The following is a 15,395-nucleotide window of genomic DNA, read 5'->3' as shown; positions in this document are numbered from 1 at the left end:
GCTCAGGGCGACGCTTTGCGCGCCTGAGTCTCCGCAGGCTCCTGGGCAGCGATGGAGCCGCCTGAACGTTTCCGCCGTTCCTGTCGCCAGATCCAGATGCCCAGCCAGACCGGCAGGGACAGCTTGGGGCCCTGGCACAGTAGACGGATGCGCCGGGAGATCGGGTTCAGCACGGGCAGTTGCAAGCGAGGCCCTTCGCCGAACAGGCCCTGCGCGAGTCGCTGACCTTGCACGTCACAGGCGTAGATGCGTGGAGCCGTGAGCCAGGTGCGCACGGCAAAATGGCCGAACGTGCGGCAGGGATAAGGGCGAACCGGATAAATGCTGCAGCGTTCCTCCACCAGAAAGGGGCAGGCGATGCGGGCCCGCTCGATCAGGGGGGCAGACAGCAGCAAGGCCGTGAAGCTACGCTGGGCCCAGCCGAAGACCCAACGCCACAGCCCCGTGAAACGGCTCCGATAGCGCTGGACCAGGGCCTCGCGCTGGGCCTCATCCCAGTGATTCTCCAGGTGTCGCGCGATCACCTGCCATTCGGTGTGGGTGATGGTGAAGAGCGCGACGGGATAGTAGCAGCAACTGCCACATCCCGCACGGCACAGGCTTTGCGGGAAACTCGCCTTGACGCCATCGGCCAGGACGTCCAGCAGGTGATAGAGATCGCGCGGATCTTCGCTGCCGGCGAAGTGGTCAGCGGCGGGGAGACGCTCGCTGACCACCTGCATGGCTTCGGCCAAGGGGGCTGGGTCAACCGCCTGCTCATCGGCCAGGGCCTGGTCAAAACCTCCCTCCGGCGCTGTCGAGGGTACGGCCTGGCGGCGAAAGAGGTATCGCACGGGCTGGGGTCTCGCTCACGGGGGTGACGGGCCAAACGCCTCCCCATGCTACACTCCTGGCATGCGCACGGCCATCACGGACCTCTTCGGCATTTCCTACCCCATTGTTCAAGCGGGCATGGTCTGGTGCTCTGGCAGTCGCCTGGCTGCGGCCGCCTCGAATGCAGGGGCCTTGGGCCTGGTCGGCGGCGGCTCGATGCGGCCGGACACCTTCCGCGAGCATTTGCGCGCGATGCCCGCCCGGACGAACCTGCCGTGGGGGGTGAACATTCCGATCTTTCACAAGTACGCAGCGGATCAGATCGCGATCGCGCTGGAGGAAGGTGTTCGGATCGTCTTCACATCAGCCGGCAATCCCAAGACCTACACGCCCCTGCTCAAACAAGCCGGTGTGACGGTGGTTCACGTGGTGGCCACCGGGGCCCAGGCGCGCAAAAGCCAGGACGCCGGTTGTGATGCCGTCGTGGCGGAGGGCTTCGAGGCGGGCGGTCACAATGGTCCAGATGAGCTGACCACGATGGTGCTGACGCGCTTGGCGGTCCAGGCCGTGAGCATCCCGGTGATTGCGGCCGGTGGCGTGGCCGATGGCTTTCAAATGTGTGCGGCGCTGGCGCTCGGGGCGGCCGGGGTTCAGCTGGGGAGTCGGTTTGCCGTCACGCAGGAGTCGTCGGCCCATGCGGCCTACAAGCAAGCGGTCTGCGCGGCCACCGAAAACGCCACCGTGCTGGGATTGAAGGCGATCGGTCCGGCTCGTTATTTAAAAAACGAGTTTGCCCGGGCCGTGCAGGCGGCGGAGGCGAACGGTGCACCGCCCGCCGAATTGCAGGCCTTACTGGGCTCCGGGCGGGCCCGGCGAGGTATCTTCGAGGGGGAACTCGACCAGGGCGAATTGGAGGTTGGGCAGGTGGCTGGTCTGATCGCGGATGTCCCGACGGCCGCCGAGGTGGTCGCCCGACTGCTCAGCGAATATGCCGAGGCGCGTGGCCGCTTGCCCTGAGAGGGACGTGTGGCGCTTGACTCAAGAGGGCTCGCGCCAGGGGCGCAGATGCGCGTCGATCTCCCGGAGGGCGTAATAGCGGTTGGCGATCGCCTGGGCATATACCTGAGGCGAGCGAATCACCGGTACGGGGCGACCGTGGGCCACCAAGCGTCTCCAAGACGGATACCAGACGTCCATGACCGTCCCGACCATGTCGTGCGGTCGCCACTTGCGGGAAAACTCGCCGACGGTGAGTTTGACGTTCAGAGACGGGTCCATCAGCTCTCGCGTCGAGAGGTGCGGATATTCCCGGGACTGCAGCGAACCGAGGCCCACGGCACATTTGGAGCCCCGCACGTAATATTGACGCGCGTCGAACTCGCTCTCCAGCCAGATGTAGGCTCCCACGACCAAGGGGTCGATGCCTTGGCGCAGCGCAAATGTTTTGATCAAGGCACCGTAGCGGCGCCAGCCGCGGATGCCCACCCGGTAGTTCAGGCCCCGCCGGGCAAAGCGATCCCCACGACTGGGTGGAGGGAAATTGTAGCCGGATCGCAAACCAGAACGTGCGCTCTGGCGAAGTGACACCGTCTCACCGTGGCGAGGGGCCAGGTGACCGACCGGCCGAAACTGGGTTGGGGTGAACCGGGAGTGACGCGGCGACGACTCTTCCGGGGAGGCGAACACGGGGGCCGCCAACAGGAGTGCCAACGCACCCCCCATCCATCCGAGCCTGGCGAAGGAATTCGCCATCGAGCCTCCTTTCTCCGAGCGTGGAACGGAGTACCTGGATTCCCACCGGCACGCTTCGAGCAAGAGGAAGATAGGTTGAATTCCTATGATGCCCATCACAATACTTAACAGTCAAGGAACCACGCCCGCTCGCGCGGAGTTCCCGCCTACTTGAGGTTGCGGAAAAGATGGCCTGAAGGTTTTTTCCGGGATTTCTCTCAGGACGCCGATCCGGATCACCGAAAGTAGACGGTGGGACCCTGGAGAATGAGAGTGTCATGATCTTCCGCGCCTTCTTGCAACCGCAGCCCCGACGGTTGCCCAGGCTTTGTTTCGTCGGGGGTTGTGTCTGGTGTTTGCTGGATGCACCGGTCTCGGCCGGGGCCGGCGTGACCCTCGATCGGCCCATCTTCGACCGCGAAACGAACGTCGTCCTGATCCCGTTTCGCGGGGAAGTACCGAAAGCCGATCTGCAGAGCTTTGACGGCGGCACGCGCCTGAGCGTCGAATTCACGGGCTCGCAGACGACCTCCCAGACGCCCTACAAGTTGGGGGTGTTTCACCCGCTGGTCACGAAGATCGAACTGAAGCCGGTCCGAGACCAGATTCGCGTGCGGCTCGATATCGGTTTGACGACCCCGGCCCAATGTACCGTCGTGCCCGACCTCCGGCGCGGGGTGCTGCGCGTCCAACTGTCCCCCAGTGTGGAACCCGCCCCGCTTCAGGCGGTGGCGAGCCTGCCGACTCCCCCACCCGTCAGCTTGCCCGGAGAATTCCCGGCTGCGCCCGGGAGAAGCGAAGGGGGCACCTACACGGCCAATCAGGAGCGTTTCCAGCGGAATCCCGTGATCAGTGCTTCCCCCCCGCCAGTCCCGTTGTGGGGTGGGCCCGTATCGGGCATGGCGTCCGGCGCCTATTGGGGAGGGCCTCCCCCGGGTCCTCCGCCCGCTGTCCCCTATTCCTGGGAACCGAGCGTGTCGCCCCCCGTGCGCTATGGTGGAACCGCCCCGTTGCCAGGTACACCCGCGTCGGGGGAATACGTCTATCGCAAGGCGGTCCCCAGCGACAATGGCCGGGACGTGACCGAAATCCAGGTCCGCACCCCGCGTCGTTCCGATGTTGACATTCAGCCGGATCCGCCGCAAGCGGGGGTCACGGTCAACGTGGTCGGCCCCGAGGGGGTGCGCCCCGCCCTGAGCGCGCCCACCGCCCAGGATTCACGAGAGGGCTGGATCAACCCGTTGCCCAATGAGCCGTGGAAGATGCCGGTTTACAAGGGCGACGTGATTTTTCGACCGGTCACGGCCGTGGAAGCCTTGCTGGGGTTTGCCTCGGTGTCCGAACGGGCGGATCGCCTGGGCAGCAATTTCGACGGTTCCGGTTCGACCTTGCTGGGGTTTGCAGCCCACGTTCCGTTGAGCGCCTCCTGGAATGTCAACGCTTCGCTGGAAAACCTGGCCTACACCATCCAGAGTCAACAACTGGCGGAAGCCAACACCCGACGCGACGAATTCTATGGCGGGTTGTCGCTGGAATACCTTCCCATCCGTCGTCCCTGGGTGCTGGCCACCGGCTTGGGTTATACGGGACGCTTCGTCAATCAGACCCAGAACAGCGTCCTGTTGCCGCCCCCAGAGACCAGTGCGCTGTTCGTGCCTAACTTGCTGTTCCACGGGCCCACGCTCGGCACGAGGCTCTGGGTTCCGTTCTGGCAGGCGTTGGGCGTGACGGGCGAGGTGCAGTTCGCCCCCTTCATGTTCCAGGTCGGGAGCGATCTGCCTCCTGCCATTGGTAATGTGCTGGGCTATCAGGCTAACCTGGGGTTGAAATGGGGTGCCCGCCAGTGGGCAGCCAACCTGGGTTGGCGGATCCAGGGGCAGCGGGCCTACAATGGCGTCTATGGTTTTGCCCGTTCGGGGCCCGAGGCGTGGCTGATATGGCGTTTCTGAGCTGCTGGCGGGGAATCGTGGCCGGCCCGCTGCTCGTGGCCGGCGTGCTCGGTTGCACGGCCAACGCGGTCAACACCGCCACCCTCTACAAACCGGTGCGTGGCGTGATCGAGCTGGCTGTGGTCGTCCCGTCCGGGGAAGCCGTCGAGCGGGTGCAGTTTCAATTGAATGACGAGGTCGTGGCAGAAGACACGAACGGAGCGGACGGGTTCTCGGCCGAAATCGACACCTCCGGCTTGCCGCCCGACGTGCTGGCCAAGCTCGCCGCGGTGGGGGTCCGAACGGACGGCACCGTCGTGGTGCTGCGAGAGAACTTCATCCTGATCGATCCGCGGGTGGTCGCCGTCGCCAGCGTGACGCCAGCCGCGAGTGGAACCGTGACCCCGAACGGAACGGCCAGCGGCACACGCTGAGCGTGGCGGCTCAAATGAGCCGAACGGGAGGCGCGTGGGGACCACCGTGGCCGCTGCGGAACAGAGGGCCGGCATCCAGTAATCGAAAGAGCCGCTGGAAGGGCACCGGCATGCCCAGTTCATGCTCCTGATCGGCCGGGACCCAAGCGCTCGGCAGATCCTCCGGGCCAGCCCCTTTCAACCGGGCTTCGAAGACCGCGATCGTCAGCCGGCGATGGGTCAGGGTGTGAGGGATGACGGTCAGCAGCGAACCCAGCTCAAGTGGCCAGCCTGCCACGTGAAAGAGCCTTTCGGCTTGCGAGTACGATTCAGCCAGGCGGCTCGGGTCAACCTCCGGCCACTCGATCGTGGGCGGCGCCCACAGCCCCCCCCAGATGCCGGGGGAGGCTCGACGCTGCAGCAGCACCTGGCGGTTGTCTTGAATCAGGGCCGAGGCAAGGACCAGATCCTTCGGGGGGCGTCCCCCAGATTTCAGCGGTAGGGATTCCGCCTCGCCTGCCGCCCAGGCCCTGCAGTGGCGCGCCAGCGGGCAACCCTGGCAGTTGGGAGAATGCGGGGTGCAGCACGTTGCCCCCAGGTCGAAGATGGCCTGATTGAGGTCGCCTGGGTTCGTTACCTCCTCCAGCAGCCGGGTGACCCAGGCTGTGACCTGCCTTCTCGCGGTCGGCTTCGCGATGTCCTCCCTGAGCAACGCCAACCGACTGACGACGCGCAGCGCATTGCCATCCACGGCCGGAAACGCCAGCCCATGGGCGATGCTCAGGATGGCGCCGGCCGTGTAATCGCCGATGCCCGGCAGGCCGCGCACGGCTTCCCAGGTGCGCGGAAACACCCCGCCGTGGTGGTCCCGGATGATGCGGGCGGCCGCGTGCAGGTGGCGCGCCCGCGAATAATACCCCAGCCCCTCCCAGGCCTTCAGCACTTGCGCCTCGCTGGCGTCGGCCAGGTCCTGCACGCCCGGGAAGAGAGTCATCCAGCGTTGAAAGTAGGGAATGACCGTCTTGACCTGGGTCTGCTGGAGCATGATTTCCGAGATCCAGATGGCGTAGGGATCGCTCAGACCACGCCAGGGAAGCTCGCGCGCGGTGTCGGCGTACCAGGCCAGCAGATCCCTGGCCAGCGCAGCAGGATGGTTCACGACGTCAAACTCCCTTGCGGAGGGGGGGCATCGGGCGATCGCCCTGCGCGCAGCGCGTTCAGCCGCACCTCGTGTTGTGCCTCGAAACCCCGCGGGCAGGGCGTATAGAAGGTCTGGGGTTCGGCTTCCAGCGGCCAGTAGTCCTGCGCCACCCAGCCTCCCTCGCCAAGGTGAGGGTCCTGGTACCCCTCCGCATTCCCCAGGCGGGCCAGCAGGCGGGTCGGCGCGTTGCGCAGGTGAAGCGGCACGCGCAACCCGGGGTGGGCCGCTTCATAGGCGAGAGAGGCCTGGCCAGCCCGCTTGACGCTGTTGCTCTTGGGCGCAAGGGCCAGATACAGCGTGGCCTGCCAGAGGGGATACTGGGCTTCCGGCAAGCCCAGCAACTGAACGGCCTGGGCGGCCGAGACGGCCAACGAGAGGGCCTGGGGGTCCGCATTGCCAATGTCTTCACTGGCGAAGATCACCAGCCTGCGCGCCACGAAGACCGGGTCGTCACCTCGATTGAGCATGCGGGCCAACCAGAGCAAGGCGGCATCCGGATCGCTGCCGCGCAGGCTTTTGATCAACGCTGAAACCGTGTCATAGTGGTGCTCACCGGCCCTGTCGAAGGCGGCGCCGCGCTGCATCGCCTCCGCCACCTGGGCCACGTCGATAGTGGACCCGCCCCCTTCCCCGCCGGCCAGCAGATGGGCCGCGTCCTCCAGGCCATTCAGGGCCGCCCGCGCGTCGCCGGCCGCCAGCTCCACCAGGAGCGCGAGTGCATCCGCCGTCAGGTCTCCCTCGGGCCTTCCGAGGCCGCGTTCGCGGTCGGTCAGCGCCCGCCGCACGATGCGCGTCATGGCCGCCTCGTCGAGGGCCTGCAGGGGCAGCACGCGTACCCGGGACAGCAAGGCGGCATTCAGCTCGAAACTCGGGTTCTCGGTGGTCGCCCCGAGCAGCACCACCGAGCCTTGCTCCACGAACGGAAGGAAGGTGTCCTGCTGGCCCTTATGGAAACGATGGATTTCGTCGACGAAGAGCAGCGTCTCCACTCCCTGGCGTTGGCGCGCCTCTGCATCGGTCAGAATTCGTCGAAGCTCGGGCACCCCCTGCGTCACGGCACTGAAGGTGACCAGGTGGGAGCGTCGCTCGGCGGCAATCAGGCGTGCCAGGGTCGTTTTCCCCGACCCCGGAGGGCCCCACAGGAGCAGACTGGGAAGGCGGCGGGCGGCGACGACCCGCTCGAGCAGGCGCCCCTGTCCCAGCAGATGGCCCTGGCCCACGAATTCGGCCGGCGTGCGCGGGCGCATGCGGTGGGCCAAGGGGGCACCTGGGCCCCCGTCGGCCGGAAAAAGCGGCAGCGGAAGGTCCTGGCTCATGGTCGCCATGCTATCACGTCGCCCGCGCAAGGCCGACGCCGCGAGCCTCTACCCGAAAATCGGCCCTTCGGATACCCTGATAAGGCCATGCGTGTGTCCCAGTCTTCTCGTCGTCGATTCATCACGCGCCTCGCGGTCGCTTGTCTGGCGCTGTCGAGCTTGTTCGAGCGTCCTGCGACCGCGATTCCGGCGCTGGCTTACGGGCGTGATGCGGCCGAATTTCTGAAGGCCTACCACGCGGACCTGGCCCCAACCAACCGCCTGTTCATCGCCCGCAAGTATGCCCTGATGAGCGACTCCGCGATCGGGTTTTTTCGGGGTTCGGCCCCGCTGTTTTACCGGGACCTCTCGGAGCATCCGAAGCTGAAGACCCCGATCGCGATTCGCCTGATGGGGGATTTGCATCTCGAGAACGCGTCGGCCTACCGCACGACCAACGGGGCCTTCGCCTTTGATCTGGACGACTTCGATGAGGCCTGCGTGGGCCCCTACAGCTGGGAATTGGCCCGCGTGCTGGTCAGTCTGCGGTTGCACCTGCGGGAGGCGAATCTCTCCCCGGCCGCCACCGAGCGCCTGGTCCGCCGTTTGCTGAAGGGCTATCTGGACCGGCTCGCGGGGTATTCACAGTCTCCCGCCTCCCTCAACGCTCCGGTCACGGCGGGCCAGGTGCCGGGGCCCGCCGCCGAGGCGATCGCCGCCGCTTCGCGTGGCTCGCGTGCCAGGCAGCTGGCAGAGTGGGCCCCCGCGGGCGAATTGAAGACCGGCAAAAAGCAGCGCCCGCTCGACCGGGCCACCCACCAGGCCCTCGCGCAGGCTGTGCGAGAATATGCGGCCGGGCGAGCCGAAGGGGAGGCCTTCTTTCGCGTCAAGGATGCCGTGCGCCGAGTGGCTGGACTGGCCAGCCTGACCCGGCAACGCTTCCTGGTGCTCGTAGAGGGGCCGACCCGGCGCGCGTCCGACGACGTGCTGCTGGACCTCAAGGAGCAACGCGCCGCCGCCGGGACACCCTGGTTGCCCGCCGGGCACGGTGGCTCGGCTGAGCGCGTCCGGCAAGCCTGGCGCTACTTCGTGCCGGATGCCGATGCCTTGCTGGGCACGCTCTCGATGCGGGGGGTGAGCTTTCTCGTCAAGGAATTCAGCCCCTTTCGTGGGGAGGTGGAGGTGGACGAGCTGAACAGCGAGGCCCGCTTCGGCCAGTATGTCGACACGGTGGCACTGCTGGTGGCGCGAGCGCACGCGCGTTCGGGCCAGGGTACGGCGATCTTGCAAGATTCGGGCGGCCTGGATGAACTGGTGAAGCGGCTTTCGGATTTCACCGCCGCTTACGCCATACAGGTGGAGGCGGATCGCGAGATCTGGAAGACGTACATGGACCCCTGAGGGCGCGACGCGGTCACCTGTCACCGCGCCGCTCACGCCAAGCGGCGACTGGCGGCCGCTCAGACCACCACGAATGGATCGACCTGATGCAGGGCGTGCACGGGCACGTGTCCGCCGAGGGCGTCTCTCAACAGGTCCGCGAGCACGGGAACGACCGGTTGCTCCGAACCGACGTGGCCGACCTCGATGAAGCTCAGGCCTGCGGCAAGCGCGTCCAGCGCGGCGTGGTGGCGAACTTCACCCGTGATGTAAACGTCCGCTCCGGCCGCCAGGGCTTCCTTCCAGTAATCGCCGCCGCTGCCACCCAGCCAGGCCACCCGGCGGACGGCTCGATGGCCCTCACCCACATAGCGCACGGCTGAGACCCCCAGGTCCGCCTTCACCCGCTCGGCAAAGGCCGCCAGCGGAGTTGCGATTTCCAGGTCGCCGACCAGGCCGAACCCCTCCGCTTGGCCCCCTCCCACCAGTTGCAGCACGTCCAGGGCGGGCGCCTCGAAGGGATGGGCGGACAACACGGCCTGGCGCACGGCGTCCAGGCGATCGCCGGGCACCACGAACTCCAGGCGGCGCTCGTGAACCCGCGTGTCCTGGCCGGCCGAGCCGACGGCAGGCTGAGCCTCCGGGCCGGCTTGAAATTGGCCCTCGGAATCCCAGGCATACACGGCGCGATGATAATCGCCTTCCTGCCCGGCACCCGCCTCCCAGGCGGCTTCACACACGGCGCTCACCTGAGCGATGGGCACATGAATCCCCAGCTTGTAGCGCGGCATTTCGCCGTTGCGGTGGAGCAGGGTCCGCCCTTGCAAGCCCAGGCGTGAGGCCAGGGCGTGGTTCACGGTGGTCGCATCCAGATTGGTATGCGCGGAATACAACGCGCAGTCTGCTTTGATCAGGGCCTCCAGGGTGCGTCCCGGTTCCTGGCGCAAGTCGAGACTGCGCGGCGGCTTGAACAGCAGCGGATGATGCGTCACGACCAGGTTGGACCCTTGGGCAATGGCGGCTTGCACCGCCTCGAAGGTGGGGTCCAGGGCCACCGTGACGCCGCCCAAGGGACGGCCCGGATGCCCCACCATGAGGCCCACGTTGTCCCAGTTTTCGGCGAGGCGGGGCGGGGCCATCCGCGCCATGACGTCGATGACGGTCTGAATCGTGAACGCTGCGGTCATTTCGGCGCCTCCCGCGTCATGGTACGATAGTAAAGCTGCGTTTAAACCGTCATAGAGACGATTTCAAGGGTTCAAACAGATGGCGCCCCAGCGGGGGCGCGTCTTGGCAGCCCGGAGGCGCCCACGAATGGCCAAGAAAGTATACATCAAGACATACGGCTGTCAGATGAATCAGAACGACACCGAGCGCATGCTCGGGATGTTGTCCGAGCGCGGCTATGAGGCCTCGGACACGGCCTTGATGGCGGATCTGGTGATCGTCAATACCTGTGCCGTGCGCGAAAAGGCCGAGGACAAACTGTTCAGCTTGCTCGGTGAGTTGCGGGAGATCAAGCATCTCAAGCCAGACGCGGTGCTGGCCGTCAGTGGCTGCGTGGCGCAGTACATGGGCGAGCGGATGCGTCTCCGGGCCCCTCATGTCGATCTGGTGTTCGGGACGGAGAATATCCACGAATTGCCCCGCTTGCTGGACGAGGTGCTGGCGACGCGGACGCCCATGGTGGCCCTGCGACCCTTCTCGGATGAGTTGCCGCCCGAAATGCCCGTTTTGCGTCAGGGCAAGCACTCGGCCTGGGTCACGGCGATTTATGGATGTGACGATCGCTGCACCTATTGCATCGTGCCGAAGGTGCGTGGCGACCAGAAGAGCCGAGAGATAGCCGATCTGGTCCGTGAGGTCGAACGGGTGGTGGCCGAGGGCTTCGGTGAGGTCGTCCTGCTTGGCCAAAACATCAATGGCTATGGCAAGGACCTGACGCCCAAGCGGTCGCTGGCCGACCTGATCGAGGCCACCGCTGCCGTTCCCGGCGTCAAGCGGGTGCGCTGGCTGACCGGTCACCCGCGTGACCTGGACGAGGATCTGGTGCGACGCATCGCGGCCCTGCCCAACGTTTGCGATTACTTTCACATCCCGATCCAGCACGGGGATGATGACGTGCTCAGGCAGATGGCGCGCGGCTACACCCGGTCCAAGTATGTGGCCAAGGTCGAGATGATCCGCTCCATTCTGCCCGAGGCCGGCATCAGCACCGACCTGATCGTGGGCTTTCCGGGGGAGACCGAGGAGCAGTTCCAGCAGACCGTCTCGATCGTTCGCGAGATGCGCTTCGCCGCGGTCAACACGGCCGCTTACTCCCCTCGTCCAGGCACCTATGCGGCCACCCGGCAGGACCAGGTGCCGGAGGAAGTGAAGGACCGTCGCCTGCGCGAACTCAATGCCGTGGTGAATGAGGTGGCGACCACGGTCAGCCGCGCCATGGTCGGAAGCCTCCAGGAAGTGTTCGTCGAAGGCCCCAGCAGCAAGGACCCGAATATCTACACCGGGCGGGCCCGCAACAATCGCGTGGTCTTCTTCGAGGCCTCGCCGCAGGTGGTGGGTGAGTTGGTGCAGGTTCGCATCACCGAGGCGCGCACCTGGACCATCCGAGGCGAGCTGGTGCAGCAGCCTGAGGAGGCGCCTCGCACCCTCGCGACCACCCCTCGCTGAATCGGACGCCCCCCTCTCCAAACGACAAGGCCTGTCTTGGCAGACAGGCCTCATCGTTGTGTGTGTGTGTGGAGGAGGAGGGAGGGCGGAAAAGTTGTCAGAAACCGGAGCCCATTCCGGTTGAGGGGAAGCCACCCATCGGGGAATTCCCGAACCCGGTGTTGGAGCCAGCGCCGAATCCCATTCCCGTACCCGTCCCCATGCCGGGGGCCGCGGGCACGGTCTGGATGCTCACGGACACGTTGTCGGTGGTCCAGCGCTTATCTTCGAAGTCGAATGTGCGAGTCTCGTTGGCGTTCAGCATGACCTGCTGCACGATCGGAGCGGTCTTGGAGGGCTTGCCGCCGTTGGTGAAACTGACCGTCAGCGTTCCGGACTTGGGGGCGGCGCTGGGATTGCTCACTTCCACCGTGCACTTGAAGGTGCCCATGCCGAGGAACCGGCCATTTTTCTTGCTGATGACCGAGGCCATCAGTTCCCCCATATCACCGCCTCCGCCGAAGCCAGGCGTGTTTCCGAATCCGGGGGTATTGCCGAACCCAGGGGTATTGCCGAATCCAGGCGTGTTTCCGAACCCGGGGGTGTTGCCGAAGCCAGGCGTCGTACCGAAACCGGGATTCGTCCCGCCAGGCGTCGTTCCGAAGCCAGGGTCACTGAAGCCGGGGTCGCTGAAGCCGGGGTCCGAACCGAAATCTCCGCCGGGTTGGGTTGGCGAAGCGCCACAGCCCGTCAACGCGATGGCTGCGACCGCCGTCCAGATAGCTCTGAGCATCGAATGCTTGAACACGGGGCGTCCTCCTGAACCAGACACACATCCATACACAACCTTTAACCGAGATGCTTGTAGGGAATCTTCAGGCCAAGCTGACGTTAATTATCAGTTAAAGATCCGAGATTCTGTTGGGGGTCGCCTGTAAAGCGTCTCGCTGAGACGTTCTTGGTCGATCTCCGGCCGGCTTCGCCCACAGATCAGCCTCTGTTCCATGTCCCGCCTGCGGGCGCTCTCTCGCTGCTTCGGGCAACCGAGCGTGGTCTGGGGCTGGACGCATCGCTGCGGCAGGTCAGCAGTCTGCAGCGCTGCGGAACAGGGCGAGATGGAGGCAGCGGAACACACGTGTTGAGGGTGAGAGGAGCGTCTTCGATAAAGGGGGGGCGGCCGGCGAAGTCTGATGCTTGCGCGCCCTTCAGGGCCCCTGCTACGCTCCCTGATTGTTTAATTTGCAGTGTAAAGCTTGACCGCTGGAGGCGCTTTTGTTGGCTTCGCGGAGCTGCACTGGCTGAATGACCGTCTGGAAAGGTTTCCGGTGAAATTCGTACGCTTCTCCTTGCACGGGGTCACCCTGGCCTGGGCCGTGGCCAGCTGCACCGTCCCTTCTGCGGGCACCGGCCCCGTTGTCTCCTCGCCGCCCGCGCGCCCTGACGCTTCGCTGACGCCATCCGTCGTTGCCACAGCCAGTCAAGCGCCCCCGCTGGTCATTCCAAGCCTTGCCCCCGCGCCCCCATCGCCGGGGACGCGCGCCTGCGGGTCTCTGGAAGCGTCCGTTCCCAGGACGGTTCGCTGGCGGATGCCTCGCTCACGGCGTTTGATCTGGCCACCGGCAAGCCCCTGACAATCCAGGCCTGGTCCGAGCGTGGCAAGGAAGCCGGTGGCGCACCTCGCACCGACGCGCAAGGTGCCTTCGACCTTGAATTGACTCGTTTGGAGCCTGACCAGATCGTCAAGCTCGTGGCGGTCTCCGGACCGCAGACCTTTACGGCGCTGTTCGATGCCAAGGGCCGGGCGCTGGGCGCGACGGGGGCGCAGGGCGCGGCCTACAAGCTCTCCCAGGCCGGGGAGGCGGTGGTCATCACGGTCCGGTTGACCCTCACGGCCGCCACCACGGCGGCCTCCAAGGCTTTCGAAGGCGCGTTGAAACTGACCTTCCAGTTGCCTCCGGAGCAGCGAGAAAGCGAGCGGGCGGCGGCGATCGCGGCGGCTGAAGCGGCGGCCAAGGAACTGGCAGAAGCCCTCCTTCGGCGGCCCGCCCTGGCGCGGCCGTTGCTGACCAGCGTGGGGGCGGATGGCGAGGTGCGCGAGGCCGATGCGTTCCGGGCCACGGTGGCCAAGCTGGGCGTGTTCGACCGGGTGTTCGAGGCGGTGCAGCATCGCCTGGTGGCGGTTGCGGCGCACAAGCTGACGGCTGAAGGGACGCTGGCACCGATCACCGCGGAGGACTTCCCATTGGACCGGGTGGCCATCAGTCAGTCGGGAGGACTGGAATTCTCGGGCGGGAATGTCCCGGTTGCCTTGGGTGGGGCGCACACCACCCACTTCGTGCCCACGCCGGCGCGGGGCGGCAGGCGCTCCAGCTTGCTGCCGACGCTTGAACCCACCCCCACACCGCCTCCCACGCTTACCGTTTTTCCTGTGGTGAGCAACGCCAGGGACGTCGATGGTTTGGCATTTCTGCGAAATACGCGACTGGTGTTGGCGGCTCGACAGGAGTTTCTGGGCACACGCGGTCCTCTGGACCAACTTAACCTGGATTCGGGCGCTTACAACCGCATGAGCTTGGGGTTCAGGAACTCTTTCACCAATGGCGTCACCCAAACGCAAAACGCCGCGAGCGATACGGTCTACATGAGTGGTGGGGTGAACGGAACGACGATTTACTGGTATGAGCCTCTTCAAAATCCGCCGGCCACTGGTGTGTTGGCGACGAATAACCAAGGTGATCGCACCTATGCCATCGCAGCGGCACGTTCGCGTGTCTATGTTCTGCCCCTATGGCGAACCAGCAGCGTTGCTTGCAGGCTGCGAGCCTATGATCAGTCCAGTCCCGGTATTGCAAGAGATGTGCGCGCCAATGGAACCGCCGTGCAAGCGAGCAAAGCCTATGCGATGGCGGTTTACGATGATGGCGTGGCATCCCCTGTGGTGTTCTATTCCTCGCAGAATGATGTCTTGATGGTCCAGGATGGGGGGGCGTCAGCGCCCTACACCTTGGCCAATTTCGCCTCCGAGGTGAGGGGCTTGGCTTTCGCGACCCCCACGCTCTACGTCTCGCTGAGTGGCAACCGTATTGTGGCGATGAATGTCACTCGAAACCCGATCAGCTCGGAGGTGCTTCTCGCAGCGGCAGGAAGCGCCACGATCATCTCGTCTGCCGCGACCGATCTCCGCGCCCTGTCCCTGCAAGTTAATCAGGCCGGGGCGCCGGTCGCGCTCTACATTGGTTCGAGCAACAACAAGATTCTTCGGGTCGAGTTCGGCAACATTTAGAAATCGGCTGCCGACCTCGGTGAGGAGAACACCCGCGCAACGCCACCGATCGGGGACGTGATCAGATGTGGCCCCTGTTTGCCTGGCTCAACGACACGCTGGCAGCGAGTCGGCCAGCTCCTTGAGAAGCTCCAAAGAGCGGAGCGCTTCCTCGCGACTGCCGAAGACGCGCAAACCGCGGGTGCTGCCACGCAGCACGCCCTCCTGGGTCGCCAGGGTCAGCTCCCCTCGCACCAGAAAGAGGACCAGGGTGTCGTGGAGGGCCGCCTGGTCGCCTTTGGTTCGCAGCAAACTGCTGGCGGCTTCGAGGTGGTCCATCGCCCGACGCAGCGACGTGGGGAGCCAGGGAGACGCGGGCTGTCCGGTGGCCGCGCCGCGCAGGGCGGCGATCGCCTCGTCGACGTGAAACTGCACCTGTGGCACGCTGGTGCAACCTGAGCCTCCCCCTCGGGGCTCTCGCACCGCCCCGCTCAACATCAAGCGGTCCGCCACCAGGGTCCCGCGCGCGGACGGGAAGCTCCAGCGCTCCTGGGCCCCGCCAGGCGTCGGTGCGACCGGCGGAAAGCTGGGAATCAGGCCAGGAGCAGGGCGTTCATTGGTGCGCATGAGCAAAGGAACTCCAAAGACGGGAGGGTGATGAGGGGTTGTGCGGCCTGTAGGTTTCCCTCACGTTCCAAAGGGATGAGCTCAGGTTAACTT

Annotated in this window: 13 protein-coding genes; 6 read left to right on the top strand and 7 right to left on the bottom strand. The window is 65.6% G+C overall.

What is annotated here, in order from left to right:
- Window positions 1-2 precede the first annotated feature (2 nt).
- On the bottom strand, window positions 3-833 hold the full coding sequence (locus tag VKP62_00730; GenBank protein ID MEB3195704.1) for a YkgJ family cysteine cluster protein: 831 nt from the start codon (window positions 831-833) through the stop codon (window positions 3-5).
- 61 nt (window positions 834-894) lie between these two features.
- On the opposite strand from VKP62_00730, the gene VKP62_00725 reads away from it, so the two are divergent.
- Complete coding sequence (locus VKP62_00725) at window positions 895-1,830, top strand: nitronate monooxygenase (GenBank protein MEB3195703.1); 936 nt, start codon at window positions 895-897, stop codon at window positions 1,828-1,830.
- A 21-nt stretch (window positions 1,831-1,851) separates the two neighbouring features.
- Here the strand turns inward: VKP62_00725 and VKP62_00720 are convergent, their stop codons facing one another.
- Window positions 1,852-2,565 carry a hypothetical protein gene (locus VKP62_00720; GenBank protein ID MEB3195702.1) on the bottom strand — a complete coding sequence of 238 codons (714 nt, stop codon included), beginning with the start codon at window positions 2,563-2,565 and terminating at the stop codon, window positions 1,852-1,854.
- Window positions 2,566-2,822: 257 nt separating this feature from the next.
- Between VKP62_00720 and VKP62_00715 the strand changes: the two genes are divergently transcribed.
- Window positions 2,823-4,493 (top strand): hypothetical protein, encoded by a 1,671-nt coding sequence (locus VKP62_00715; protein MEB3195701.1) that lies wholly within the window; start codon window positions 2,823-2,825, stop codon window positions 4,491-4,493.
- Window positions 4,481-4,906, top strand: a complete 426-nt coding sequence (locus VKP62_00710) for a hypothetical protein (GenBank protein ID MEB3195700.1) — start codon at window positions 4,481-4,483, stop codon at window positions 4,904-4,906. The genes VKP62_00715 and VKP62_00710 overlap by 13 nt, the downstream gene beginning before the upstream one ends.
- A gap of 10 nt (window positions 4,907-4,916) precedes the next feature.
- On the opposite strand, the gene mutY is transcribed toward VKP62_00710, so the two are convergent.
- Together mutY and VKP62_00700 are read right to left on the bottom strand one after the other, a co-directional pair.
- Entirely contained in the window at window positions 4,917-6,044 is a 1,128-nt protein-coding gene (gene mutY, locus VKP62_00705) for an A/G-specific adenine glycosylase (GenBank protein MEB3195699.1), read from the bottom strand.
- Window positions 6,041-7,402 (bottom strand): replication-associated recombination protein A, encoded by a 1,362-nt coding sequence (locus VKP62_00700; protein ID MEB3195698.1) that lies wholly within the window; start codon window positions 7,400-7,402, stop codon window positions 6,041-6,043. Before VKP62_00700 ends, mutY begins: the two co-directional genes overlap by 4 nt.
- Window positions 7,403-7,495: 93 nt before the next feature.
- Here VKP62_00700 and VKP62_00695 point away from each other — a divergent pair, with 93 nt between their 5' ends.
- The gene (locus tag VKP62_00695; GenBank protein MEB3195697.1) at window positions 7,496-8,782 is read left to right on the top strand and encodes a DUF2252 family protein; all 1,287 of its coding nucleotides are present in this window, start codon (window positions 7,496-7,498) and stop codon (window positions 8,780-8,782) included.
- Between the two features lie 59 nt (window positions 8,783-8,841).
- On the opposite strand, the gene VKP62_00690 is transcribed toward VKP62_00695, so the two are convergent.
- A complete protein-coding gene (locus VKP62_00690; protein ID MEB3195696.1) occupies window positions 8,842-9,948 on the bottom strand; it encodes a Nif3-like dinuclear metal center hexameric protein in 1,107 nt (368 codons plus the stop codon).
- A 127-nt stretch (window positions 9,949-10,075) separates the two neighbouring features.
- On the opposite strand from VKP62_00690, the gene miaB reads away from it, so the two are divergent.
- Entirely contained in the window at window positions 10,076-11,434 is a 1,359-nt protein-coding gene (miaB, locus tag VKP62_00685) for a tRNA (N6-isopentenyl adenosine(37)-C2)-methylthiotransferase MiaB (GenBank protein ID MEB3195695.1), read from the top strand.
- A gap of 97 nt (window positions 11,435-11,531) precedes the next feature.
- Here miaB and VKP62_00680 read toward each other — a convergent pair whose 3' ends face one another.
- Window positions 11,532-12,221 carry a hypothetical protein gene (locus VKP62_00680; GenBank protein MEB3195694.1) on the bottom strand — a complete coding sequence of 230 codons (690 nt, stop codon included), beginning with the start codon at window positions 12,219-12,221 and terminating at the stop codon, window positions 11,532-11,534.
- Between the two features lie 903 nt (window positions 12,222-13,124).
- On the opposite strand from VKP62_00680, the gene VKP62_00675 reads away from it, so the two are divergent.
- Window positions 13,125-14,696, top strand: coding sequence for a hypothetical protein (locus tag VKP62_00675; protein MEB3195693.1), 1,572 nt, complete (start codon window positions 13,125-13,127; stop codon window positions 14,694-14,696).
- An 87-nt stretch (window positions 14,697-14,783) separates the two neighbouring features.
- Here the strand turns inward: VKP62_00675 and VKP62_00670 are convergent, their stop codons facing one another.
- Window positions 14,784-15,302 carry a hypothetical protein gene (locus VKP62_00670; GenBank protein ID MEB3195692.1) on the bottom strand — a complete coding sequence of 173 codons (519 nt, stop codon included), beginning with the start codon at window positions 15,300-15,302 and terminating at the stop codon, window positions 14,784-14,786.
- Window positions 15,303-15,395: the final 93 nt, after the last annotated feature.

It is taken from the genome of Candidatus Sericytochromatia bacterium, from assembly GCA_035285325.1.
Classification (GTDB): Bacteria; Cyanobacteriota; Sericytochromatia; order S15B-MN24; family JAQBPE01; genus JAYKJB01.
Note: the sequence above shows the minus strand (reverse complement) of the source record. Positions and strands in the feature narration are given on the sequence as shown.

Excerpts from the sequence above, each read along its gene's own strand:
- VKP62_00710 (MEB3195700.1), top strand. The coding sequence starts at position 4,481 with ATGGCGTTTCTGAGCTGCTGGCGGGGAATCGTGGCCGGCCCGCTGCTC.
- VKP62_00670 (MEB3195692.1), bottom strand. The coding sequence starts at position 15,302 with ATGCGCACCAATGAACGCCCTGCTCCTGGCCTGATTCCCAGCTTTCCG.
- VKP62_00725 (MEB3195703.1), top strand. The coding sequence starts at position 895 with ATGCGCACGGCCATCACGGACCTCTTCGGCATTTCCTACCCCATTGTT.
- VKP62_00715 (MEB3195701.1), top strand. The coding sequence starts at position 2,823 with ATGATCTTCCGCGCCTTCTTGCAACCGCAGCCCCGACGGTTGCCCAGG.
- miaB (MEB3195695.1), top strand. The coding sequence starts at position 10,076 with ATGGCCAAGAAAGTATACATCAAGACATACGGCTGTCAGATGAATCAG.
- VKP62_00690 (MEB3195696.1), bottom strand. The coding sequence starts at position 9,948 with ATGACCGCAGCGTTCACGATTCAGACCGTCATCGACGTCATGGCGCGG.
- VKP62_00700 (MEB3195698.1), bottom strand. The coding sequence starts at position 7,402 with ATGAGCCAGGACCTTCCGCTGCCGCTTTTTCCGGCCGACGGGGGCCCA.
- VKP62_00720 (MEB3195702.1), bottom strand. The coding sequence starts at position 2,565 with ATGGCGAATTCCTTCGCCAGGCTCGGATGGATGGGGGGTGCGTTGGCA.